The 22248-nt window shown below is 70.9% G+C and carries 18 protein-coding genes; 14 read left to right on the top strand and 4 right to left on the bottom strand.

Features of this window, described 5'->3' with window-relative positions:
- Positions 1 to 16: 16 nt before the first annotated feature.
- The 3 genes from ACFU8W_RS40565 to ACFU8W_RS40555 form a co-directional block, all read right to left on the bottom strand.
- Complete coding sequence (locus tag ACFU8W_RS40565; protein WP_384048855.1) at positions 17 to 1660, bottom strand: PucR family transcriptional regulator; 1644 nt, start codon at positions 1658 to 1660, stop codon at positions 17 to 19.
- A gap of 95 nt (positions 1661 to 1755) precedes the next feature.
- Positions 1756 to 3174: an FAD-binding oxidoreductase gene (locus tag ACFU8W_RS40560; RefSeq protein WP_384048852.1), complete on the bottom strand. Its 1419-nt coding sequence runs from the start codon at positions 3172 to 3174 to the stop codon at positions 1756 to 1758.
- 106 nt (positions 3175 to 3280) lie between these two features.
- A complete protein-coding gene (locus ACFU8W_RS40555; protein ID WP_384048889.1) occupies positions 3281 to 5083 on the bottom strand; it encodes a glycoside hydrolase family 15 protein in 1803 nt (600 codons plus the stop codon).
- A 405-nt stretch (positions 5084 to 5488) separates the two neighbouring features.
- Here ACFU8W_RS40555 and ACFU8W_RS40550 point away from each other — a divergent pair, with 405 nt between their 5' ends.
- The 14 genes from ACFU8W_RS40550 to ACFU8W_RS40485 all read left to right on the top strand — a co-directional run bounded on the left by ACFU8W_RS40550 (position 5489) and on the right by ACFU8W_RS40485 (position 21073).
- Positions 5489 to 7174 (top strand): CTP synthase, encoded by a 1686-nt coding sequence (locus tag ACFU8W_RS40550; RefSeq protein WP_345513642.1) that lies wholly within the window; start codon positions 5489 to 5491, stop codon positions 7172 to 7174.
- An 88-nt stretch (positions 7175 to 7262) separates the two neighbouring features.
- Positions 7263 to 7889: an NUDIX hydrolase gene (locus tag ACFU8W_RS40545; protein ID WP_345513641.1), complete on the top strand. Its 627-nt coding sequence runs from the start codon at positions 7263 to 7265 to the stop codon at positions 7887 to 7889.
- 176 nt (positions 7890 to 8065) lie between these two features.
- Positions 8066 to 10129, top strand: coding sequence for a tetratricopeptide repeat protein (locus ACFU8W_RS40540; RefSeq protein WP_384048848.1), 2064 nt, complete (start codon positions 8066 to 8068; stop codon positions 10127 to 10129).
- Between the two features lie 143 nt (positions 10130 to 10272).
- Positions 10273 to 11388, top strand: coding sequence for an alanine dehydrogenase (gene ald / locus ACFU8W_RS40535; protein ID WP_266990837.1), 1116 nt, complete (start codon positions 10273 to 10275; stop codon positions 11386 to 11388).
- A 368-nt stretch (positions 11389 to 11756) separates the two neighbouring features.
- The gene (locus ACFU8W_RS40530) at positions 11757 to 12875 is read left to right on the top strand and encodes a ParA family protein (RefSeq protein ID WP_384048845.1); all 1119 of its coding nucleotides are present in this window, start codon (positions 11757 to 11759) and stop codon (positions 12873 to 12875) included.
- Positions 12872 to 13477, top strand: a complete 606-nt coding sequence (locus tag ACFU8W_RS40525; protein WP_384048886.1) for a hypothetical protein — start codon at positions 12872 to 12874, stop codon at positions 13475 to 13477. The genes ACFU8W_RS40530 and ACFU8W_RS40525 overlap by 4 nt, the downstream gene beginning before the upstream one ends.
- 144 nt (positions 13478 to 13621) lie before the next feature.
- The gene (locus tag ACFU8W_RS40520) at positions 13622 to 14809 is read left to right on the top strand and encodes a segregation and condensation protein A (protein ID WP_384048843.1); all 1188 of its coding nucleotides are present in this window, start codon (positions 13622 to 13624) and stop codon (positions 14807 to 14809) included.
- Positions 14806 to 15462, top strand: coding sequence for an SMC-Scp complex subunit ScpB (gene scpB, locus ACFU8W_RS40515; protein WP_345513638.1), 657 nt, complete (start codon positions 14806 to 14808; stop codon positions 15460 to 15462). The genes ACFU8W_RS40520 and scpB overlap by 4 nt, the downstream gene beginning before the upstream one ends.
- Complete coding sequence (locus ACFU8W_RS40510; protein WP_384048839.1) at positions 15462 to 16580, top strand: pseudouridine synthase; 1119 nt, start codon at positions 15462 to 15464, stop codon at positions 16578 to 16580. Before scpB ends, ACFU8W_RS40510 begins: the two co-directional genes overlap by 1 nt.
- A 194-nt stretch (positions 16581 to 16774) precedes the next feature.
- Complete coding sequence (gene pnuC / locus ACFU8W_RS40505) at positions 16775 to 17428, top strand: nicotinamide riboside transporter PnuC (RefSeq protein ID WP_384048836.1); 654 nt, start codon at positions 16775 to 16777, stop codon at positions 17426 to 17428.
- Complete coding sequence (locus ACFU8W_RS40500) at positions 17425 to 18504, top strand: AAA family ATPase (protein ID WP_384048833.1); 1080 nt, start codon at positions 17425 to 17427, stop codon at positions 18502 to 18504. Before pnuC ends, ACFU8W_RS40500 begins: the two co-directional genes overlap by 4 nt.
- The gene (locus ACFU8W_RS40495; protein ID WP_266987277.1) at positions 18501 to 19232 is read left to right on the top strand and encodes an NUDIX domain-containing protein; all 732 of its coding nucleotides are present in this window, start codon (positions 18501 to 18503) and stop codon (positions 19230 to 19232) included. The genes ACFU8W_RS40500 and ACFU8W_RS40495 overlap by 4 nt, the downstream gene beginning before the upstream one ends.
- On the top strand, positions 19229 to 20251 hold the full coding sequence (locus ACFU8W_RS40490) for an ADP-ribosylglycohydrolase family protein (RefSeq protein ID WP_384048829.1): 1023 nt from the start codon (positions 19229 to 19231) through the stop codon (positions 20249 to 20251). The genes ACFU8W_RS40495 and ACFU8W_RS40490 overlap by 4 nt, the downstream gene beginning before the upstream one ends.
- A gap of 3 nt (positions 20252 to 20254) precedes the next feature.
- Complete coding sequence (locus ACFU8W_RS40485; protein ID WP_384048826.1) at positions 20255 to 21073, top strand: DNA polymerase beta superfamily protein; 819 nt, start codon at positions 20255 to 20257, stop codon at positions 21071 to 21073.
- 254 nt (positions 21074 to 21327) lie between these two features.
- Here ACFU8W_RS40485 and ACFU8W_RS40480 read toward each other — a convergent pair whose 3' ends face one another.
- Positions 21328 to 22032: a DNA polymerase beta superfamily protein gene (locus ACFU8W_RS40480; RefSeq protein ID WP_345513633.1), complete on the bottom strand. Its 705-nt coding sequence runs from the start codon at positions 22030 to 22032 to the stop codon at positions 21328 to 21330.
- Positions 22033 to 22248: the final 216 nt, after the last annotated feature.

The following is a 22248-nucleotide window of genomic DNA, read 5'->3' as shown; positions in this document are numbered from 1 at the left end:
CTCCCGCGGCCTCCTCTCAGTCGCCCGACGCCCCCGGTTTGGCGTGGCGGCGGGCTCTCAGGGCCAGGCTCAGAGCCAGGACCGTCTGGGGGTCGTCCAAGTCCGTGCCCAGCAGCTCGCCGATGCGGGCCAGGCGGTTGTAGAGGGTCTGGCGGTTCAGGTGCAGTTCGCGGGCCGTCTCCGCCTTGCGGCCCGCGTGGGCGAGATACGACTCCAGGGTGGGCAGCAGCGGCGGGCGCGAGGTGCGGTCGTGATCGCGCAGCGGACCGATCGCCCGTTCCACGAATGCCGCCAGGTCCGGATGGTCCCGCAGTCGCCACAGCAGCAGGTCGATGTCCAGGCGCCGGGCGTCGTACCAGGGCCGGTTGCTGAGCCCCTGCGCCGCCGTCGCCGTCTCCGCCGCGTGCCGCAGCCCGGCCCCGGCCGCCGCCCAGCCGCCCGCGACCCCGACCACCACGACCGGCGGATGAGAGCCCGCCCGCTCCAGCCCGGCCCGCTCGACGCCGGCCCGCAGCGCCGCCGCGACCCGGTCGGCCACCGCCGTACGCTCCGACTCGGACCGCAGGCCGACCAGCAGCGGAACCCTGCCCTCCACGGGGCGTACGCCGAGCAGCACCGGCACGCCCACCGATGACAGCTCCTCCAGGACCGCGCGCGCCAGCAGCGCCCAGTTGCCCGACGGGGACAGCTCGGGGGCCAGTCGCATCACCACCGGCAGCAGCGGCGCCCCGCCCGGCTTGAAGCCCAGTACACGGGCCTGCGCGGGTGCGTCCTCCGGTGTGATCCGGCCCTCCGCGAGGTCCGTCAGGAAGTCGCCGCGGCCGCGCGCGGCGAGTTCCTCCTCCTGGCGGGCCTGCATCAGCACCACGGCGAGGATGCCCGCCGCCCGCTCCGCCGCCATCCGGTGCACCGTCACCAGCGGCCCGGACACCGCGAGGAGCACCAGCCTGGCCCGTACCGAGCCGGACCCGGGGCCGCCGCCCGGCACATCCACCAGCACCGCACCCGTGGGCGGTGCCTCGCGGGCCGCCCGGCCGCCGCGCATCCCGTCCCACACCTGGAGCGGATCGGCGGAGACCGGACCGGACTCGGTGCCCGCCGCGTACAGCAGCTGGCCGTCCGCCGTCTCAAGGAAGACCGGGTTGGCGGTGAAGTCCGCCAGAATGCCGAGCACCTGCGGGACCCCGCCGCCGCCGAGCAGCGCCTCCGTGCACCGCCGGTGCACGTCCTCGGCCTGCCGCAGCAGCGCGTAATGGCCGTTGACGATCTCGGTGTGGATCTCCTCGGTCACCGTCACGAACGGCACCTCGCGGTGCAGCTGCACGAGCGGCAGACCGGCTGCCCGCGCGGCGTCCACGATCGAGGCGGGCAGTCTGCTGAAGCGCGGCCCGAGCTCCACCACCAGGGCGGCGATCCCGCGGTCGGCGAGCCTGCGCACGAAGGTGCGCTGCTCGGCGGGGCGGGTGCCGAGCCCCAGACCGGTGGTGAGCAGCAGCTCACCGCCCTTGAGGAGGGACGCGATGTTCGGGACCTCGCCCGCGTGCACCCAGCGCACCGTGCGGTTCAGCCGGTCCGCGCCGGCCACCACCTCGGGGAGTCCGCTGCGCAGCCCCGGCAGTTCCAGGGCGCGCTGCACGGTGATTCCGCCTTGGTTCTCCACTGGTTCTGGCCTCGTGCTTCCGTTCGGGTCGGGCGGGCTGTCGCCCTGGTCAGGAAGGTACCGGCCGGATGCTGCGGAGCCGTCCTCGGGGGAGTTCACCGGGCGGCGGCAGGCTCGACGTTGTGGTTGAGGTGGAACACGTTGTCAGGGTCGTACGCGGCCTTGACCGCGGCGAGCCGGGCGTAGTTCTCGGCGCCGAGTCCGGCGACGATTCGGCCCGAGCCCTCGCGCCCGATGAAGTTGAGGTAGACGGCGCCGGTGGACCAGGGGCGCACATCGGCGCGCACCTGACGTACCCACTGGCGGCCGCGCTCGTCGTCGGACGGGCTCTCCCAGATGCCGAACGGGTGCACGGCCCAGCGGGCGCTGCGCCACGGCAGCGGGTACTCGGCGGGGCCGCGGGCCACCGCGCCGCCCATCGGGAAGAGGACGTGCTGCGAAGCGGAGGGGACGGGCATGTCGGCGACGTGGGAGCAGAACAGGTCCACCGCTTCGTCGGGGAAGGCGTCCAGGTACTCGGCGGACCAGTAGTTCCGCATCCCGGGCGGGTCGTCGAGCATGCACTGCAGATCCGCGTACGGGATGTCGGTGATCACCTCGGACTCGTGGTCGAGGGCGAGCAGCGGCCCGGTCAGATCCCGGGCCCGGGCCGACGGCCCGGTACAGGTGAGCAGGACTCCGCAGACGAGTGTGCCGACCAGATGCTCCGGTACGAAGTCCTCGGGCGGCGCGGTGATGTAGAGAAGGGCGCCGCCGGCCTCGTCCGGCGCGGAGGCCATCAGGTCCCGGTACGCACGCAGCACTTCGGGACCGGCCTCGGGGCGGTACAGCAGCAGCGCGAAGGACATCTCCGGCAGTTCGTGCAGGTCGAGGGTGAGCGAGGTGGCGACGCCGAAGTTGCCGCCGCCGCCGTGCAGCGCCCAGAACAGTTCAGGGTTCTCGTCGAGGCTCGCGTGGACGGTGCTGCCGTCCGCGGTCACCAGCTCGGCGGCCAGCAGGTTGTCGCAGGCCAGACCGAATTTCCGCTCCAGCCAGCCGGAGCCGCCGCCCAGTGTGAAGCCGCCCACGCCTGTGGTGGAGGCCCGGCCACCGGTGGTCGCCAGACCGTACGGCTGGGTTGCCCGGTCGAGATCGCTCATGGTCGCGCCGCCGCCGACGCGTGCCGCCTGGTCGCTCGGGGAGACCGTCACGCTGTTCATGCGGCGGAGGTCGACCACCAGTCCGCCGTCGGTGAGTGACATGCCCGCGACGCTGTGGCCGCCACCACGGACCGCGATCTCCAGGCCGTGCTCACGGGCGAACCGGACCGACAGCGCCACGTCCGCCTCCGACGCGCACTGGGCGACCACTGCGGGCCGCCGGTCGATCATGCCGTTGAAGATCATGCGCGCCTCGTCGTATCCGGCGTCCCCGGGTGCGAAGGCTTCGCCGGTGAGGTCGCGGCGGAGACCGTCCACGGCGAGGCGCGTCGTACCGGTGATGTCGCTGGTGCCGGTGGTGCTGCGGGGCGTCATGATGCCCCCTTCCGAGGGCGTGACAGGTCCGTTCCATCGTAGGGCGGTGCTCCCGGGCGGCACCGGCCCGGGAGCACCGCTCAGCCACGCATTCGGCGGCCGACGGTCAGCCGACGTAGGCGCCGCTCGCCGTCAGCCTCAGCGCCGTGTCGATCAGCGGCACATGGCTGAACGCCTGCGGGAAGTTCCCCACCTGCCGTTGCAGCCGCGGATCCCACTCCTCCGCGAGCAGCCCCAGGTCGTTGCGGAGCGAGAGCAGCCGCTCGAAGAGCTGGCGTGCCTCGTCGACCCGTCCGATCATCGCCAGGTCGTCGGCCAGCCAGAACGAGCACGCCAGGAACGCGCCCTCGTCGCCCTCGAGACCGTCGACGCCGGCGTCCTCGCCCTTGGTGGGGTAGCGCAGCACGAAGCCGTCCTCAGTGGACAGCTCGCGCTGGATCGCCTCGATCGTGCCGATGACCCGCTTGTCGTCCGGCGGCAGGAAGCCCATCTGCGGGATCAGCAGCAGCGACGCGTCGAGCTCCCTCGACCCGTAGGACTGGGTGAAGGTGTTGCGTTCCTTGTCGTAGCCGTTCTCGCAGACAGCGCGGTGGATGTCGTCGCGCAGCTCCCGCCACCGCTCCAGGGGGCCCTCGGTGTCCCCGGACTCGATCAGCTTGATGGTGCGGTCGACGGCGACCCAGGCCATGACTTTGGAGTGGACGAAGTGACGGCGCGGCCCGCGCACCTCCCAGATGCCCTCGTCCGGTTCGTCCCAGTGGTTCTCCAGGTACGAGATCAGCTTGAGCTGGAGCCCCGTCGCGTAGTCGTTGCGGGTCAGGCCCGTCATGTGGGCGAGGTGCAGCGCCTCGGTGACCTCGCCGTACACATCGAGCTGCAGCTGGCCCGCCGCGCCGTTGCCGACCCGGACCGGGCCTGAGTTCTCGTAACCGGGCAGCCAGTCCAGCTCGGCCTCGCCCAGCTCGCGCTCGCCCGCGATGCCGTACATGATCTGCAGGTTCTCCGGGTCACCCGCGACGGCCCGCAGCAGCCACTCGCGCCAGGCGCGGGCCTCCTCGCGGTAGCCGGTACGCAGCAGCGAGGAGAGGGTGATCGCCGCGTCGCGCAGCCAGGTGTAGCGATAGTCCCAGTTCCGCGAGCCGCCGATGTCCTCCGGCAGGGAGGTGGTCGGGGCGGCGACGATGCCGCCGGTCGGCGCGTACGTCAGCGCCTTCAGGGTGATCAGGGAGCGGACCACCGCCTCGCGGTAGGGGCCGTGGTACGTGCACTGCTCGACCCACTCGCGCCAGAAGTCCTCCGTCGCCTCCAGCGATCCCTCGGGGTCCGGCAGCCCGGGCGGCTCGTGGTGCGAGGGCTGCCAGCTGATGGTGAAGGCGATCCGGTCCCCGGGTGCGACGGTGAAGTCGGAGTACGTCGTCAGGTTCTCGCCGTACGTGTCGGCGGGTGTGTCCAGCCAGACGGAGTCCGGGCCGGCGACCGCGACCGTACGGCCGTCGACCTTGTGCACCCAGGGGATGACCCGCCCGTAGCTGAACCGCATGCGCAGCTCGGAGCGCATCGGCACCCGGCCGCTGATCCCTTCCACGATCCGGATCAGTTGCGGTGCGCCGTCACGGGGGGGCATGAAATCGGTCACGCGGACCGTGCCGCGCGGCGTGTCCCACTCCGACTCCAGGATGAGGGAGTCCCCGCGGTAACGCCGCCGGTCCGCCGCCGGTGGCTCCGCCCCGGTCGCGAACGCGGGGCCCAGGCGCCAGAAGCCGTGCTCCTCGGTACCCAACAGTCCCGCGAAGATGGCATGCGAGTCGAAGCGGGGCAGGCACAGCCAGTCCGCTGTGCCGTCCCGGCAGACCAGGGCAGCGGTCTGCATGTCTCCGATGAGTGCGTAATCCTCGATGCGCCCGGCCACGTGCATCTCCAGTCGAACGGCCATGTCGCCCCGTGGGGCGCTTACTGCGGGTAAAGAGGTCGTTGCAAGGGGTCGTTGTGGTGAGCCGACGGCTCCAACGCCTCGCCCGGGGCGAGTGTCCGAGCAGGATACGACGCACGTCCATGATCCGCGCGACGGTCCCGGCAACACGTCTGCGTCGAACGGGTGGGGCGTGAACAGGGTGCGGTGATTCTGTGCGGCGAGTGTGCCGGGCGTGGCCGGAAGCGGGCTCCCCCGGTCGCTGATACCCTGGTAGCCCGTGGACGGTGGTCGTCAGCAACAGCGGACGAGGCCCCCGAACCGCAGCGACGGCACCTCCGAATCTCCGGACGGCAAAGCCGGTACGCACCTCAAGATCCGCGACCACGGGAGCCCCCTTTGGCTATGCAGCCCACATCCACGACGACCAAGCACATCTTCGTCACCGGGGGTGTCGCCTCATCCCTCGGCAAGGGTCTGACTGCCTCCAGCCTGGGTGCCCTGCTCAAGGCACGGGGCCTTCGGGTCACCATGCAGAAGCTCGACCCCTACCTGAACGTCGACCCGGGCACGATGAACCCGTTCCAGCACGGCGAGGTGTTCGTCACCAACGACGGCGCCGAGACCGACCTGGACATCGGCCACTACGAGCGCTTCCTCGACGTCGACCTCGACGGCTCCGCCAACGTCACGACCGGCCAGGTGTACTCGCAGGTCATCGCCAAGGAGCGGCGCGGCGAGTACCTCGGTGACACCGTGCAGGTCATCCCGCACATCACCAACGAGATCAAGCACCGCATCCGCCGCATGGCCACCGACGACGTCGACGTCGTCATCACCGAGGTCGGCGGCACGGTCGGCGACATCGAGTCGCTGCCGTTCCTGGAGACGGTCCGCCAGGTCCGTCACGAGGTCGGCCGGGACAACGTCTTCGTCGTGCACATCTCGCTGCTGCCGTACATCGGCCCGTCCGGCGAGCTCAAGACCAAGCCCACCCAGCACTCCGTCGCGGCGCTGCGCAACATCGGTATCCAGCCGGACGCCATCGTGCTGCGCGCCGACCGTGACGTACCGACCGCCATCAAGCGCAAGATCTCGCTGATGTGCGACGTCGACGAAGCCGCTGTGGTGGCCTGTGTGGACGCCAAGTCGATCTACGATATCCCCAAGGTGCTGCACACCGAGGGTCTGGACGCGTACGTGGTGCGCAAGCTCGACCTGCCGTTCCGCGATGTCGACTGGACCACCTGGGACGACCTGCTGGACCGCGTCCACAACCCCGACCACGAGGTCACCGTCGCGCTCGTCGGCAAGTACATCGACCTGCCCGACGCGTACCTCTCCGTCACCGAGGCCATCCGGGCCGGCGGCTTCGCGAACAAGGCCCGGGTCAAGGTCAAGTGGGTCGCCTCCGACGACTGCAAGACCCCGGCCGGTGCCGCCAAGCAGCTCTCCGACGTCGACGCGATCTGCGTCCCCGGCGGCTTCGGCGACCGCGGTGTCAACGGCAAGATCGGCGCCATTCAGTACGCCCGTGAGAACAAGGTGCCGCTGCTCGGCCTCTGCCTCGGCCTGCAGTGCATCGTGATCGAGGCGGCGCGCAACCTCGCCGAGATCCCCGACGCCAACTCCACCGAGTTCGACGCCGCCACCTCGCACCCCGTCATCTCGACGATGGAGGAGCAGCTCGCCTACGTCGAGGGCGCGGGCGACCTGGGCGGCACCATGCGGCTCGGCCTGTACCCGGCGAAGCTCGCGGAGGGCTCGCTGGTCCGTGAGGCGTACGACGACCAGCCGTACGTGGAGGAGCGTCACCGCCACCGCTACGAGGTCAACAACGCCTACCGCGCCGAGCTGGAGAAGAAGGCCGGTCTGGTTTTCTCCGGCACCTCGCCGGACAACAAGCTCGTCGAGTACGTCGAGTACCCGCGCGAGATCCACCCCTACCTGGTCGCCACCCAGGCGCACCCGGAGCTCCGTTCCCGCCCGACCCGCCCGCACCCGCTCTTCGCGGGCCTGGTGAAGGCGGCCGTCGAGCGCAAGACGGGCGCCGGGGCAGACAGCAAGCAGGGCGCCACGGCGGGCAAGTAGTCCGGCGGCAGGCAGGCATTACCGTTGACCGGGGTACGGATCGATCGAGGATCCGTACCCCGGTTTCTGTTTTTGTGGGAGGACGTAGATGGTTATCCAGGACACGCCCGAGGAGTGGCAGGTCACCGCGACCGAGACCCCCTTCACGGGCAACAAGACCAGCGTCCGCACCGATGACGTGGTGATGCCCGACGGAGCGGTCGTCCGCCGCGACTACCAGGTCCATCCCGGGTCGGTCGCCGTGCTCGCACTCGACGACGCGGGCCGGGTCCTTGTCCTTCGGCAGTACCGGCACCCCGTGCGCCACAAGCTCTGGGAGATCCCCGCCGGACTGCTCGACGTCCCCGGTGAGAACCCGCTGCACGCGGCGCAGCGCGAGCTCTACGAGGAGGCGTACGCCAAGGCCGAGGACTGGCGGGTGCTGACCGACGTCTACACCACGCCCGGCGGCTGCGACGAAGCCGTACGGATCTTCCTCGCCCGGAACCTCTCCGAGGCGGACGGCGAGCGTTTCGCGGTCTCCGAGGAGGAGGCCGACATGGAGCTGGCACGGGTGGAGCTGCAGGAGCTCGTACGGGGGGTGCTCGCCGGGGAGCTGCACAACAACTGCCTCGTGGTGGGCGTCCTCGCGCTCGCGGCGGTGCTCGCCGGTGACGGAATCGATTCGTTGCGGCCGGCCGAGGCGCCGTGGCCGGCCCGGCCGTTCGAGGTCTGACGGTCCGCCGGTCCATTCGGGACGCAGATAAGTCTTCCGATCGGACGGGCTGGTGATCCGATCGGGGGACGCCCCCGCCACGCTCCACACTGAGGGCGCACACGCCTGAACTACGCTCGGAATGCCCTGACCGGATTCCCGGCGGGCAACGCGTGCAGCGAAGTGGAGCGTGGCCCGTGACGGATCAGGCGGTGGACACCAGCGGCCCGGCGACGGCAGCGGGTACCGAGGAGCCGTCCGGTGCCGCACTACCCCGATTCTTCGGCCGCGAACGCGAGTTGAAGGAACTGAGGGCCGATATCGAACGGGCCGGGCTGGACACCTTGGCCGGCCGCAAGACCGCCCGTGCCCGGGTCCTGCTGATCGCCGGACGCCCCGGCTCCGGACGCACCGCACTCGCCGAGGAACTCACCCGCGGACTCATGGACTCCGGCGACTACCCCGACGGGCTGCTCCGGGTCAGGCTCACCGAATCCGGCGGCGTCCCTGTTCCCACCGAGCGCACGGCACGTGAACTCCTCGACCAACTGGACGTCACCGGCCCGCCCGGCGCGGACGGTGACGAACTGTCCGAGATGGTCCGCGAGGCCCTCGCCGCGCGGAGCGCCCTGCTGCTGCTCGACGACGCGGCCGACGCCGAGCAGGTCGACCCGCTGCTGCCGGACAACCCGGACTGCCTCGTCGTCGCCACCGCGCAGGGCCCGCTGACCGGCATTCCCGGCGTCCGGCCCTGCACCGTCGGCGGCCTCGACGCGGGCTCCGCCGTCCAGCTGCTGTCCCGCGACATCGGCCAGGTCAGGATCACCGTCGACCCGCGGACCGCCGAGACCCTCGCCGAGGAGTGCGGCGGGCAGCCGGCCGCCCTCGTCATGATCGGCGGCTGGCTCGCCACCCATCCGATGGCATCGGTCGCCGACGTCACCAAGCAGCTGCACGAGCTGCCGGACGACGACGAGCAGTCCACCGGCGCCCGCCCGCTGGCCCGTGCCTTCCGGCTGGTCCACGAGTCCCTGCCGCCGCCCGCCGCCCGGATACTGCGCCTGCTCGCGCTCGCCCCTGGCGGACTCGCCGACGCCCACACCGCCTCCGCGCTGGCCGGCTGTTCGGTCTCGGCCGCCCAGACGACCCTCGACGACTTCGTCAGGCTGGGCCTGCTGCGGACCAATGGTGCGGAGCTGTCGCAGTACGAGGTCCCCGGCTGCCTCGTCCCGCTGCTGCGCGCCCTGCTGGCGGACCGGGACCGGCCGGCCGAGATCCAGCTGGCCCGGGCCCGGATGCTGGAGCGGACCGTACGGCAGCTGCAGTCCTGCCGGGCGGTCACGGAGCCGGAGGGCTCCCCGGCCCGCAAGAAGCTCGCCGGGCTGCCGCGCTCGCTGCGCTTCCCGCATCCCGAAGCGGCTGCCGCCTGGCTGCGTATCCGCCGGCCCGCTCTGCTGGCTTCCGCCCGGATCGCCGTCGAGGACGGTGAACTCGACACCCTGGCAAGGCGGTTGGTGGCCGCGCTGGTGCGGGCGCTGGCTGTGCACCAGGGTACCGAGGCCGCCGCCCCCGATCTGTACGGGCTGCACGGACTGGTCCTGGCCGTCGCCGAGCGGCGCGAGCTGCACCGTGAGCAGGCTGCCGCGCTGCTCAATCTCGCCGATCTGGATGCCAGGACAGGGCGTACGAAGGAGGCGCTGGCCCGATACCGGGCCGCGCTGGACGCCGGACGGGCGGCGAAGGATCCGTACGCGACCGGCAGGGCGATGGAATCCGTAGGCGGCGCCTATGCCGAGCTGGGGGACTTCCACCGGGCCTCCGACTGGTTCGGCCGGGCGCTCGCCCAGCGGCTCACCCAGGGCGAGCGTGCCGACGAGGCGCGGTTGTACGGGCGGCTCGGCGCCGTCCACACCTATGCCGGGCGGTACGGCGAGGCGCTGCGGAACTGGCGGGCCGCGGCGGCCGGATACCGCAGGCTCGGGGACCTGCCCGCCCAGGCGCGGGCGCTCAGTGAGGCCGCGCGGGTGCAGGAGTACGCGGGGCGGCCGCAGGAGTCGCTGCAGACCTGCCAGGAGGCCGTGGAGTGGGCGCGGCAGGCCAAGGACGTACGCCTGCAGGCGGCGCTGGAGCTCCGGCTGGCCGACACCCTCGAACGGCTCGGAGACCCCGCTGCGGCCCGGCTGCACCGCGGAATGGCGGACAGACTACTCGGAGAGAAGGGCCCTACCTACGAAATCCGCAGTGCGTCGGCAGAAAATTAATGCTTTGTAAGGCTAGACAGCGGGAAACCCTTCATTAGACTGGCTCTGCCGCGGACCTCCGTGGTGTCTCCATTTACACTAAGTGTGTCCGGGTATGTACCGCCATGCCCGAGTAACCCTCTGAGTCAAGGACCGTGATCGACGTGAAGGTCGGCATCCCCCGCGAAGTCAAGAACAACGAGTTCCGCGTGGCCATCACGCCCGCCGGTGTGCATGAGCTCGTCCGCAACGGCCACCAGGTCGTCGTCGAGCAGAACGCCGGCGCCGGGTCCTCGATCACGGACGAGGAGTACGCCGCCGCCGGGGCGCAGATCCTGCCCACCGCCGACGAGGTCTGGGCCACCGCCGACCTGCTGCTGAAGGTCAAGGAGCCGGTCGCCGAGGAGTACCACCGCCTCCGCAAGGACCAGACGCTCTTCACCTACCTGCACCTCGCCGCCTCCCGCGAGTGCACGGACGCGCTGCTGGAGTCCGGCACCACTGCCATCGCGTACGAGACCGTCGAGACCGCGAACCGCGCACTCCCGCTGCTCGCCCCGATGTCCGAGGTTGCGGGCCGCCTGGCCCCCCAGGTCGGTGCCTACCACCTGATGCGCTCGGTCGGCGGCCGTGGTGTGCTGCCGGGCGGCGTCCCGGGCACGGCCCCCGGTGAGGCCGTCGTCATCGGCGGCGGCGTCTCCGGCTGGAACGCCACGCAGATCGCCGTCGGTCTCGGCTTCCACGTCACGCTGCTCGACAAGGACATCAACAAGCTGCGCGAGGCCGACAAGGTCTTCGGCACCAAGGTCAAGACCGTCGTCTCCAACGCCTTCGAGCTGGAGAAGGCCGTCGTCGAGGCCGACCTCGTCATCGGCGCCGTGCTGATCCCCGGCGCGAAGGCCCCGAAGCTGGTCACCAACGAGCTCGTCGCCAAGATGAAGCCCGGAAGTGTACTTGTCGACATTGCAATCGATCAGGGTGGTTGCTTCGAGGACTCGCACCCGACGACGCACGCCGACCCGACCTTCACGGTCCACAACTCGGTCTTCTACTGCGTCGCCAACATGCCCGGCGCGGTGCCGAACACCTCCACGTACGCGCTCACCAACGCGACGCTGCCGTACATCCTGGAGCTCGCCAACCGCGGCTGGGTCGAGGCGCTGCGTCGCGACGCCGCGCTCGCCAAGGGCCTCAACACCCATGAGGGCCAGGTCGTTTACCGCGAGGTGGCGGAGGCGCACGGCCTTGAGCACGTCGAGCTGAGCACGCTTCTCGGCTGACGAGTCAACACATCCCGTCAACCCTGCACGTCCGGCCGGACCTTGCCGAGCAAGGTCCGGCCGGACGTGTGTCGGCCCCCGTGAGGCCGTTGTCCAACTCGCGCCGAACGTAACCCTTTACCCGTTTCGTACCGTTGTGAAATGTGCGCCGGAGTGACTGCACACCCTTGACAGGGGGGTGTTCGATTGCCGACACATCGGGCCGGGTCCGGCGGATTGTGTTGCTGCGAACCGGTGACACGCCATAGAGTCGCCAATCGTCGGCATGGTGTCACGCTGACCTATCGATAAGTTTCCTGGTCACTTCCAAGGAGGTAAGACGACTTGTGAATGAGTCGACATTTACTCCCGGGGGTGTTCAACCAGGGATGCCTGCACGGGGCCAGAGCCCGATCGGGCTGGAGGCTGTCGGCTCCGTCGCTGTCCGCACCTTCGCCACCCACCAGCACATGACGACAGCCCCCCAGATGATGGACGGCCTAAACGTGAACGCCATGGCCGGCAACGAGAGTGGCCGAGAGACCGCCCACTTCGCCGACTTCGACGAGGTGCCCAAGGGGCACTTCTACGACCCCGACGCCGAGTACGAGCCCGATCCGGAGTACGCGGCCACCCTCGCGCCCGACGCTGCCCGCCAGCGCCGCGAGCGGATCGGCCCGACCGGTCGGCCCCTGCCCTACTTCCCGATCCCGGGTCCGCTGACCGACCACGGTCCCGCGAAGATCATCGCGATGTGCAACCAGAAGGGCGGCGTCGGCAAGACCACGTCGACCATCAACCTGGGTGCCGCACTCGCGGAGTACGGACGCCGTGTCCTGCTCGTCGACTTCGACCCGCAGGGCGCCCTGTCCGTCGGTCTCGGCGTCAACCCGATGGAGCTCGACCTCACGGTCTACAACCTGCTCATGGAGCGGGGCATGTCGGCCGACGAGGTCCTCCTGAAGACCGCCGTGCCCAACATGGATCTGCTGCCGAGCAACATCGACCTGTCGGCTGCCGAAGTGCAGCTGGTCAGCGAGGTGGCCCGGGAGTCCACGCTGCAGCGCGCCCTGAAGCCGCTGATGGCCGACTACGACTACATCGTGATCGACTGTCAGCCCTCGCTGGGCCTGCTCACTGTGAACGCCCTGACGGCCGCTCACAAGGTGATAGTGCCGCTCGAGTGCGAGTTCTTCGCGCTGCGCGGTGTGGCGCTGCTCACCGAGACCATCGAGAAGGTCCAGGAGCGGCTCAACCCGGAGCTGGAGCTCGACGGCATCCTTGCGACCATGTACGACTCCCGTACGGTGCACAGCCGCGAGGTGCTCGCGCGGGTCGTCGAGGCCTTCGACGAGCACGTCTACCACACGGTGATCGGGCGCACGGTGCGATTCCCGGAGACCACGGTCGCGGGTGAGCCCATCACCACGTACGCCTCCAACTCGGTCGGTGCCGCCGCCTATCGCCAGCTCGCCAGGGAGGTGCTCGCCCGGTGTCACGCCGAGTGAGTCTGCCCGGGGCCGACGAACTGTTCCGTACCACCGGGGGGATGGGGCTGCAGTCCTCGTCCCCCGTGGACCGGCGGCGCAAGGCGAACGGCGAGGCGCGGGTGCCGGCTCCGGCCGGTGAGAACGAGACTGCGGCGGACAGCTCCGGAGCGACCGGGGGAGCGGCCGAGGCCGGCGCCGTTCCCTCCCAGGAGGAGCACGCGTCGGCGGACGCCGACGCGGGGGATTCCCGCAGCCGCGGTGACGACGGCGACCGGGTGGCCGTGGCCGCACAGGCGGCTCGCCGCCCCTCGGCCGCCTTCCCTTCCGCCGCCGGGCAGCAGGAGGCCGTTCCGGTCGTCCAGCAGCAGCGCAGGCGCGGAGGCGGGCGCGGGGCGAACCGGCGGCCGAGCGGCCGGGAACGCCACGACGAGAAGATCACCGTCTATGTCTCCGCCGAGGAACTGATGGACCTCGAGCACGCGCGGCTCGTGCTGCGCGGTGAGCACGGGCTCGCCGTCGACCGCGGCCGGATCGTCCGTGAGGCGGTCGCGGTGGTCCTCGCGGACCTGGAGGCGCGGGGCGACGCGAGCATCCTCGTACGGCGGCTGCGCGGCCGCTGACCGGCGGGGCGCCGGTAGCCTGCCCGGAGAGCCGCGCTGCTCGGCGGGCGGACCGTACCGTAGCGGTCACCGCCGACCGGTGGTCCGGCCCGTCCTGAACGGGCTGCCGCCCGCCGCCCGTATCCCGCCGCACTCTGGACCTCCATGCCGACGAACGACGAGCCCGCCCGCACGCCTCGGCGCCCCCTGGGGCGCGGTCCGGGGGGTCGGCCTGCGCCGGGCACGGAGGAGCCGTCGGCGACCGGGGGGCCGCGGGAGGACGACGCCCCGGTCGTGCCGCCTGCCGCGCCCCTCCCCGTCACCGTGAGCACGGAGTCCTCGGCGGCCGCACATGGCGACGTGAGGTCGGCGCACGGCGACGGGGCGACCGTGGCGGACAGGCACGGCACCGCGTCCGCGGATGCCGGTGGCCCCGCTGCCGCCACAGAACCTGCGGAGATCGCAGTGCCTGCGGAGCCCGAGGAGCCCGCAGAGCCCGCGGAGCTGGAGCCGCCGGATCCCGCTGGGCCCACGGACCCCGCTGAACCCGCGGGCGACGGGCGGTTCACCGTTCGGCTCGCCAACTTCGAGGGGCCGTTCGATCTTCTTCTGCAGCTCATCTCCAAGCACAGGCTCGATGTGACCGAAGTCGCTCTCTCCAAGGTCACGGATGAGTTCATGGCCCACATCCGGGCCATGGGACCGGACTGGGATCTCGACCAGACCACCGAGTTCCTCGTCGTCGCCGCGACCCTGCTCGATCTCAAGGCGGCCCGTCTGCTGCCCGCCGCCGAGGTCGAGGACGAGGCGGATCTCGCGCTGCTCGAAGCGCGCGATCTGCTCTTCGCGCGGCTCCTGCAGTACCGCGCGTACAAACGCATCGCGGAGATCTTCAGCGCCCGGCTGGAGTCCGAGGGACGGCGTTTTCCGCGGACCGTCGGGCTGGAGCCGCACCATGCCGAGCTGCTGCCCGAGGTGGTGATCAGCATCGGCGCCGAGGGGTTCGCCAGGCTCGCCGTGAAGGCGATGCAGCCCAAGCCCAGGCCGCAGGTGTATGTCGATCACATCCACGCCCCGCTGGTCAGCGTGCGGGAGCAGGCCGAGATCGTGGTGGCGCGGCTGCGGGAGGCGGGGGAGACCAGTTTCCGGCAGCTCACCGAGGACGCCGCGGACACCCTCACCGTCGTCGCCCGGTTCCTCGCGCTGCTGGAGCTGTACCGGGAGAAGGCCGTCACCCTCGACCAGGAGGAGGCGCTCGGCGAGCTCATGGTGCGCTGGACCGGGGGAGCGGATGCCGCACCGAGCGTGACGGACGAGTTCGACCAGGACGTACAGGAGGACGCAGAGGCATGAGTGAGCACAGCGAGCAGGACGGCATCGGCGTCACTGTCGCGGATCTTGAGCTCAAGCCCGCCCTGGAGGCGGTCCTGATGGTCGTCGACGAGCCCGCCACCGAGGAACACCTGGCCAAGGTGTTGCAGCGGCCCCGGCGGGCCGTCGCCGACGCGCTGCGGGAACTGGCCGACGAGTACACCGTGCAGCGCCGCGGTTTCGATCTCCGGCTGGTCGCGGGCGGCTGGCGCTTCTACACGCGCCCGGAGTACGCGGAGGCCGTCGAGGGCTTCGTGCTGGACGGCCAGCAGGCCCGGCTCACCCAGGCGGCTCTGGAGACCCTGGCAGTGGTCGCGTACCGGCAGCCGGTCAGCCGCTCACGCGTCTCCGCGGTGCGCGGTGTGAACTGTGACGGCGTGATGCGGACCCTCTTGCAGAGGGGCCTGGTCGAGGAGGCGGGCGCGGAACCCGAAACAGGTGCGATCCTGTACAGGACGACGAACTACTTTCTGGAGCGGATGGGCCTGCGTGGCCTGGATGAGCTCCCGGAGCTCGCGCCCTTCCTCCCCGAGGCGGACGCGATCGAGGCTGAGACGCTAGAGGGTGTGCCGTCGTTCGATCCGGACGCACCGGACACCCCGGATACTCACGCAGACGACAAGACGGAATTTTGATGCGAAGCAGTGGCAGGAACAGCGGAAGCGGCAGCGGCAAGAGCGGCGGCAACCGGAACCCCCGGGGTGGCGGCGCCGGGCGTGACGACCGGCAGGGCCAGCGTCCCCGCCGGCCCCGGCCCGAGGAGCGCCGCTACGACGTGGGCGGCACGACCGGTGCCGGTGAGAAGAGCGGCGACGGCCCCCGCAAGGGCCGCGGAGCCGCGGCGCGCGGTGGCGCCAAGGGCGGGCCGAAGACCGCGCAGGGCGGCGGCAGGAGCGGCGGCCCGCGGCGTGGACCGCAGGGCGCCCCGTCCCGTCCGCGCGAGCTCGACGCCAAGATCGAACAGCGCAACCGGGACAGGTACGCGAACAAGCCCGACATCAGGACGCCCAAGACGTTCCCGGGAGCCGAGCAGGAGGGTGAGCGCCTGCAGAAGGTCCTCGCCCGAGCCGGCATGGGCTCGCGCCGCGCGTGCGAGGAGCTGATCGAGCAGTCCCGTGTCGAGGTCAACGGGCAGATCGTCGTCGAGCAGGGCATGCGCGTCGATGTGCACAAGGACGAGATCAAGGTCGACGGTCTGACCGTCGCCGCCCAGTCGTATCTCTTCTTCGCGCTGAACAAGCCCGCCGGTGTCGTCTCCTCGATGGAGGACCCGGACGGCCGCCAGTGCCTCGGCGACTACGTCACCAATCGTGAGACGCGTCTCTTCCACGTCGGCCGGCTGGACACCGAGACCGAGGGCATCATCCTGCTCACCAACCACGGCGAGCTGGCCCACCGTCTCACCCACCCCAAGTACGGCGTGAAGAAGACCTACCTGGCAGCCATCCAGGGACCGCTCCCGCGCGAGCTGGGCAAGCGCCTCAAGGACGGCATCCAGCTGGAGGACGGGTACGCCCGCGCCGACCACTTCCGGGTCGTCGAGAACACCGGCAAGAACTACCTGGTCGAGGTGACCCTCCACGAGGGCCGCAAGCACATCGTCCGCCGGATGCTGGCCGAGGCGGGCTTCCCGGTCGAGCGGCTCGTACGGACGTCCTTCGGGCCGATCCCGCTGGGCGACCAGAAGTCCGGATGGCTCCGCCGCCTCACCAACACCGAGGTGGGCATGCTGATGCGGGAGGTCGGTCTCTAGTTCCCCTCCCGGCAAGCTTTGCCCCGTCGCAAGCATTGCCGGTCACGGCACTGGAGTCCCCTTCGCCCGCGGCTCCGTCCGCTCTCCGGCCCGCGGCCGGTTCCTGTCTTCGATTTTCGAACAGGAATCGGTCGCGGGCCTTTTGCTGCCGCCGTTGCGCCTTTATAGTCAGGTTGACTATTAAGGAGGCGGGTGTGAGTCTCGCGGACATCCTCGATCCCCTGCAGCAACCCCTGGTGACGGTCCTGGACACCCCGGTCAGCTGGACCGAGGTCCTCGGCTTCGGCAGTGGAGCGCTGTGCGTCTGGCTCGTGGCCCGTCAGCACCTCGCCAACTGGCCGATCGGCATCGCCAACAACCTCTTCTTCATCCTGCTGTTCACCCAGTCCGGTCTGTACGCCGACGCCGGCCTGCAGATCGTCTTCATCACCCTTGCCGTGTACGGCTGGTGGACCTGGACCCACGGGGGTGGACCGGGTTCGTCCGCCCTGCCGGTGCGCAGTACCACGCGCACCGAATGGGCCTGGCTGTGCGCCGCAGGGGTGGCGGGGACCCTCGCGCTGACCGTCCTCCTCGACCGGGCCACCGACTCGACCGTGCCGTTCTGGGACGCCCTGACGACCGCGCTGTCGCTGGCGGCGACGTACGGGCAGTGCCGGAAGCTGGTCGAGTCGTGGTGGCTCTGGATCGCCGCCGATGTGGTGTACATCCCGCTCTACGCGTACAAGGAGCTCTATCTGACATCCCTGCTGTACGTCGGGTTCCTGACGCTGTGTCTGGTCGGACTGCGCAACTGGAAACTTGATCTCACCGTGCGACGGCGGGAGTTGGCGGAGGTGGCCCGATGAAGCGGTTCGCGCACGGCCTCGTGCTCGGCAAGTTCTATCCGCCGCACGCCGGCCATCACCACCTCGTCCGCACCGCCCAGGACCGCTGCGAGCGGCTGACCGTCCTGGTCTGCGCCGCCTCCGTCGAGTCCGTCCCGCTCGCCGATCGCGTCGCCTGGATGCGGGAGGTGCATCCGGACGTACGGGTCGTCGGCGCCGTCGACGACACCCGGATGGATCTCCACGACCCGGCGATCTGGGACGCCCACATGGCCGTCTTCACCGAGGCCGTCCCAGAACCGGTCGACGCCGTCTTCACCTCGGAGTCGTACGGGGACGAACTGGCCCGCCGCTTCGGTGCCGAATCCGTCTGCGTCGATCCCGAGCGCACGGTCTTTCCGGTCTCCGGCACCGCCGTCCGGGAGGACCCGGTGGGCTGCTGGGACTTCCTCGAGCCGCCCGTACGGGCCGCGCTCACCCGCCGGATCGTCGTCCTCGGCGCCGAGTCCACCGGAACCACCACGATGGCCCGCGCCCTCGCCGACCACTACCGGCGACGCGGCGGCGTCTGGGCACAGACCCGGTACGTCGCCGAGTACGGGCGGGAGTTCAGCGAACAGAAGCTGGCCGCACTGCGCGCCCGGTGGCCCCAGGCGCAGTGGGAGGACGTCGCCTTCACCACCGACGACTTCCCGCTGATCGCCGAGGCGCAGAATGCCAAGGAGGAGGCCGCCGCCCGGACCGGGTCCCCGGTGCTCATCTGCGACACCGACTCCTTCGCCACCACTGTCTGGCACGAACGGTACGTCGGCGGCCGCAACCCGCTCGTCGAGGCGACCGCCGACCGGGTCGGCCACCACCTGTGGCTGCTCACCGACCACGACGGCGTCGCCTTCGAGGACGACGGGCTGCGCGACGGCGAGGAGCTGCGGCCCTGGATGACCGACCGGTTCCGGACCGAACTCACCCGCACCGGAAGGACGTTCGTCGAGCTGACCGGGACGCATGAGAAGCGCTTGGAGGCCGCGCTCACCGCTGTCGACGCGCTGCTCGCCGCAGGCTGGAACTTCGCCGAACCCCTCCCGGAGCGACGATGAGCACCGCCCCGGAGGGCTACGACCCGCATGCCTTCGAGCCGTTCGCCGTCACCGTCGACCTCGCGGTCTTCACGGTCCGCGGCGGACGGCTGCACGTCCTGCTCGTCGAACGCGGCGAGGACCCGTACAAGGGTCACTGGGCGCTGCCCGGCGGCTTCGTCCTGCCCCGTGAGTCCGCCGAGTCCGCCGCCCGCCGGGAGCTCGCGGAGGAGACCGGGCTGACCGAGTCCACCGTCTCCGCCCTCCACCTGGAACAGCTGCGCACCTACAGCGACCCGGATCGCGACCCCAGGATGCGGGTCGTCTCCGTCGCGTACGCCGCGCTCGTCCCCGACCTGCCGGAGCCGCGCGGCGGCGGGGACGCGGCCAACGCCCGCTGGTGGGACGCCGGAGCACTCGGCGCGCTCGCCTTCGACCACGACCGCATCCTCGCCGACGCACACGACAGGATCGGCGCCAAGCTCGAATACACGTGCCTTGCCACCGCCTTCTGCCCGGCCGAGTTCACCCTGGGCGAGCTCCAGCAGGTGTACGAGACCGTCTGGGGCGTCGAGCTCGACCGACCCAACTTCCGGCGCAAGGTCCTCACCACGCCCGGCTTCGTCCAGGCCGTGGAGGGATCACCGCGCCGCACCGGCGGGCGGGGGAAACCGGCCGCCCTGTACCGGGCGGGTGCCGCCACCGCCCTGCACCCTCCACTGCTGCGACCGGAAGGAAGAAGCACATGATCGTGACCAGGACCATCACCAAAGGCGCTGCCACCGGTGCGCTGACCGGGCTCGCGCTCGGTGACGCGCTGGGCTTCCCGACCGAATTCAACAACGTGCCCTCGATCCTCGCCAAGTGCGGGCCGTGGCGGCAGATGCGGCTGCCGCGTCCCGCGATCGTCTCCGACGACACCCAGATGACGCTGGCCCTCGCGCGGGGCATCCGCACCGCCATGGACCGGGGACTGCTCACCGCGCTGCGGCTGACCCGGCCGGTACGCGAAGAATTCGTCGAGTGGTACCACTCACCGGACAACAACCGCGCCCCCGGCCGCACCTGCATGACCGCCTGCCGGCTGCTCGACAGCGACCGGCTCTGGCAGGAGGCCAGCCAGACCGGCTCCAAGGGCTGCGGCGCCAATATGCGGGTGGCGCCCGTCGGACTCGTACCCGGGCTGAGCGAGGAACAGCGCTCCGGCGCGGCGCAGTTGCAGGCCGCCCTCACGCATGGACATCCCACGGCGCTCGCCGCCTCCGACCTGATGGCGCGCGCGGTGTACCTGCTGGCGCAGGGCGCGGAGCCGACGGGGCTGATCGGGCAGCTGCGCTCGTACGCGTACGAGAACAGCAACCGTTACCTCTCGCGCTGGCTCGGCGACCTGTGGCGGTACGCGGGCGACGACTCCGGCGAGAGCTACATCCGGCGCGGCTGGGACGAGTGCCTGACCGCACTGGCCCGGGTGCAGGACGCCCTGCGCGACCCGTCACCGGAGGACGACCCGTGCGAGACGACCGGCGACGGCTGGATCGCCGAGGACGCCCTCGCCACGGCCCTGCACTGCTTCCTGCTGTTCCCCGACGAACCGGTCACAGCCCTGCGCCGGGCCGCCTGCACGCGCGGCGACTCCGACTCGATCGGCTGCCTGACCGGGGCGCTGGCCGGGGCACATCTGGGGGCCTCGGCCTGGCCCAAGGAGTGGTCGGAGCGGATCGAGTACCGCAGCGATCTGCTGTCGCTGGGGGCGCTCTGGGACTCTTGATCCATGCGCACGAAGACGATGCACCTGCACGAGGCCGGGCTGCCGGTCACGGACTTCGGCCCGGTACTGGCCGAGGAACCCGGACCGCTGCTGTTCGCCACGGTCTCCGGGGCGCATCTGTACGGGTTTCCGTCCCGGGACTCGGATGTGGACCTGCGGGGGGTCCACCTCCTGCCGACGGAGGATCTCGTCGGGCTGCGCGAGCCGGAGGAGACACGTTCGCGGATGTGGGACCGGGACGGGATCGAGATGGATCTCGTCACACACGACCTGCGGAAGTTCGTCCGGCTGATGCTGAAGCCGAACGGATATGTGCTGGAGCAGCTGCTCTCGCCGCTGGTGGTGCACACGAGTGAGCTGCATGCGGAACTGATGGAGCTTGCGCCCCGGGTGGTGACCCGCAACCATGCCCACCACTACCGGGGGTTCGCGAAGACGCAGTGGCGGCTGTACGAGGGCACCCGTGAACTGAAACCGCTGCTCTACACGTTCCGGGCGCTGCTGACCGGCATCCATCTGATGCGCAGCGGCGAGGTACGGGCGCACCTGCCGACCCTGCTGGGGGAGGTGGCGGCGCCGGGGTATCTGCCGGAGCTGATCGCGGCCAAGGCGGAGGCGGAGCACGGGGGCGCCGAGGGTGTGGACGGCGCGGTGGTGTCCGGCGACGTGGAGGCACTGCACCGGGTGCTCGACGAGGCGCAGGAGGAGTCGGGGCTGCCGGAGACGGCCGGGCGTGCGGCGTTCGACGGGCTGCATCAGCTCGTGGTGCGTGCGCGGTTGACCGGAGGCGGGGCTCTGTCCTCGATCTCCCCCTTGGCCTAAAAGCCATGAGGGACCCCCCTCTCGACGGGCGTGAGGGCGGCTCGTCCGCGAGGTGCTGTCGCACGGGGTTACCCCGCCGGGGACGGCCCGTGGTGACCGGGTGCCCCTCCGGGGCGACGTCCCGGGCGACGAACGTTCCGGCGCGACGCAGGGGAGCCCGGGTTCTGCCTCATCTCCCTGCGGGGACTTCCGTGCGCGGCCCCGGACCGGCCGTCACGCGGCAGCGGAGCGGTGATGGTTGCGGGCCGGCCCGTTCAGTCGGTGCCGGGTGACAGCGCCGACGTTCGGCGGGTACGAATCAGGAAGTCCTGCACCCGGGACCGGTCCGGCTCCGGTGGGAGCGGGGAGCCCGTTGCCGCCTCGTCGTTCTCCTCGGCCAGGCGGGTCATCCGGCGTTCGACCTCCGACCAGGGAACCTCGCCGCGCTTCACCGCGAGCAGGTCCTCCCGGGCAGCGCCCACGTCGACCGTCAGCTCTCCCGTACGCAGCAGATCCCGGCCACTCGCCAGCAGCCGCAGCAGATGCATGGCGTGCTTCCAGCGCGGCGCACCGTGACTACGGACATCCGCCTCCAGCTTCCTGCGCTGGCCCAGCGCGTAGCGGACGAAGGTCCGGTGGGCGAGACGGGACAGGAACGCGTCGCGCAGGGAGAGGAGTTCGCGGCCGACGGGGGTGACCCGTTCCACCAGGGGGGAGTGCAGGCACTCCAGGACATTGGGGTTGGCGATCAGCGCCAGCTCGCAGAAGCGCTCCAGTTCCCAGGAGAACTGCTCCTCCGCCGGGCCCTCGACGTGTGTCGGCGGTTTCTCGAACCGCCAGAAGAGGGGGGTCGGCGCCAGAAAGACACCGCGCCGGTCGGTGTCACTGTCCTCCGTGGCGAGCCCGAACGCGCGTGAGCCCATCACACAGGAGTAGATCGTGTGGTCGCGTACGAGGGCCTCGGCGTCCGGGGATGTCATGCGGGTGAGCGTACGTGAGGGTCAATGCGTCGCGGTCGGGGAGCCGTGGTGCCGGCATCGGCCGCATGACGGTGATCCGAAAGGCCCGGCGCGCACCCCTCCGGTGAGCGCGACGACGTGGCCCGCCGAACCGGACGCGCTGCGGGGGCAGCGCGTACGCCGATGTCGCCGAGGCCGCGTTCGCGGACGCCCGCGGACTTCCCTGACGTGACCGTC

Source organism: Streptomyces sp. NPDC057565, assembly GCF_042801455.1.
In the GTDB taxonomy this organism is placed as follows: domain Bacteria; phylum Actinomycetota; class Actinomycetes; order Streptomycetales; family Streptomycetaceae; genus Streptomyces; species Streptomyces yanii.
The sequence above is the reverse complement of the archived record's forward strand: the minus strand, read 5'-3'. Positions and strand labels throughout refer to the sequence as shown.

Excerpts from the sequence above, each read along its gene's own strand:
- ACFU8W_RS40510 (WP_384048839.1), top strand. The coding sequence starts at position 15,462 with ATGCGAAGCAGTGGCAGGAACAGCGGAAGCGGCAGCGGCAAGAGCGGC.
- ACFU8W_RS40480 (WP_345513633.1), bottom strand. The coding sequence starts at position 22,032 with ATGACATCCCCGGACGCCGAGGCCCTCGTACGCGACCACACGATCTAC.
- scpB (WP_345513638.1), top strand. The coding sequence starts at position 14,806 with ATGAGTGAGCACAGCGAGCAGGACGGCATCGGCGTCACTGTCGCGGAT.
- ACFU8W_RS40560 (WP_384048852.1), bottom strand. The coding sequence starts at position 3,174 with ATGACGCCCCGCAGCACCACCGGCACCAGCGACATCACCGGTACGACG.
- ACFU8W_RS40545 (WP_345513641.1), top strand. The coding sequence starts at position 7,263 with ATGGTTATCCAGGACACGCCCGAGGAGTGGCAGGTCACCGCGACCGAG.
- ACFU8W_RS40495 (WP_266987277.1), top strand. The coding sequence starts at position 18,501 with ATGAGCACCGCCCCGGAGGGCTACGACCCGCATGCCTTCGAGCCGTTC.
- ACFU8W_RS40490 (WP_384048829.1), top strand. The coding sequence starts at position 19,229 with ATGATCGTGACCAGGACCATCACCAAAGGCGCTGCCACCGGTGCGCTG.
- ACFU8W_RS40530 (WP_384048845.1), top strand. The coding sequence starts at position 11,757 with ATGCCTGCACGGGGCCAGAGCCCGATCGGGCTGGAGGCTGTCGGCTCC.
- ACFU8W_RS40485 (WP_384048826.1), top strand. The coding sequence starts at position 20,255 with ATGCGCACGAAGACGATGCACCTGCACGAGGCCGGGCTGCCGGTCACG.
- ACFU8W_RS40550 (WP_345513642.1), top strand. The coding sequence starts at position 5,489 with ATGCAGCCCACATCCACGACGACCAAGCACATCTTCGTCACCGGGGGT.
- ACFU8W_RS40520 (WP_384048843.1), top strand. The coding sequence starts at position 13,622 with ATGCCGACGAACGACGAGCCCGCCCGCACGCCTCGGCGCCCCCTGGGG.
- ACFU8W_RS40500 (WP_384048833.1), top strand. The coding sequence starts at position 17,425 with ATGAAGCGGTTCGCGCACGGCCTCGTGCTCGGCAAGTTCTATCCGCCG.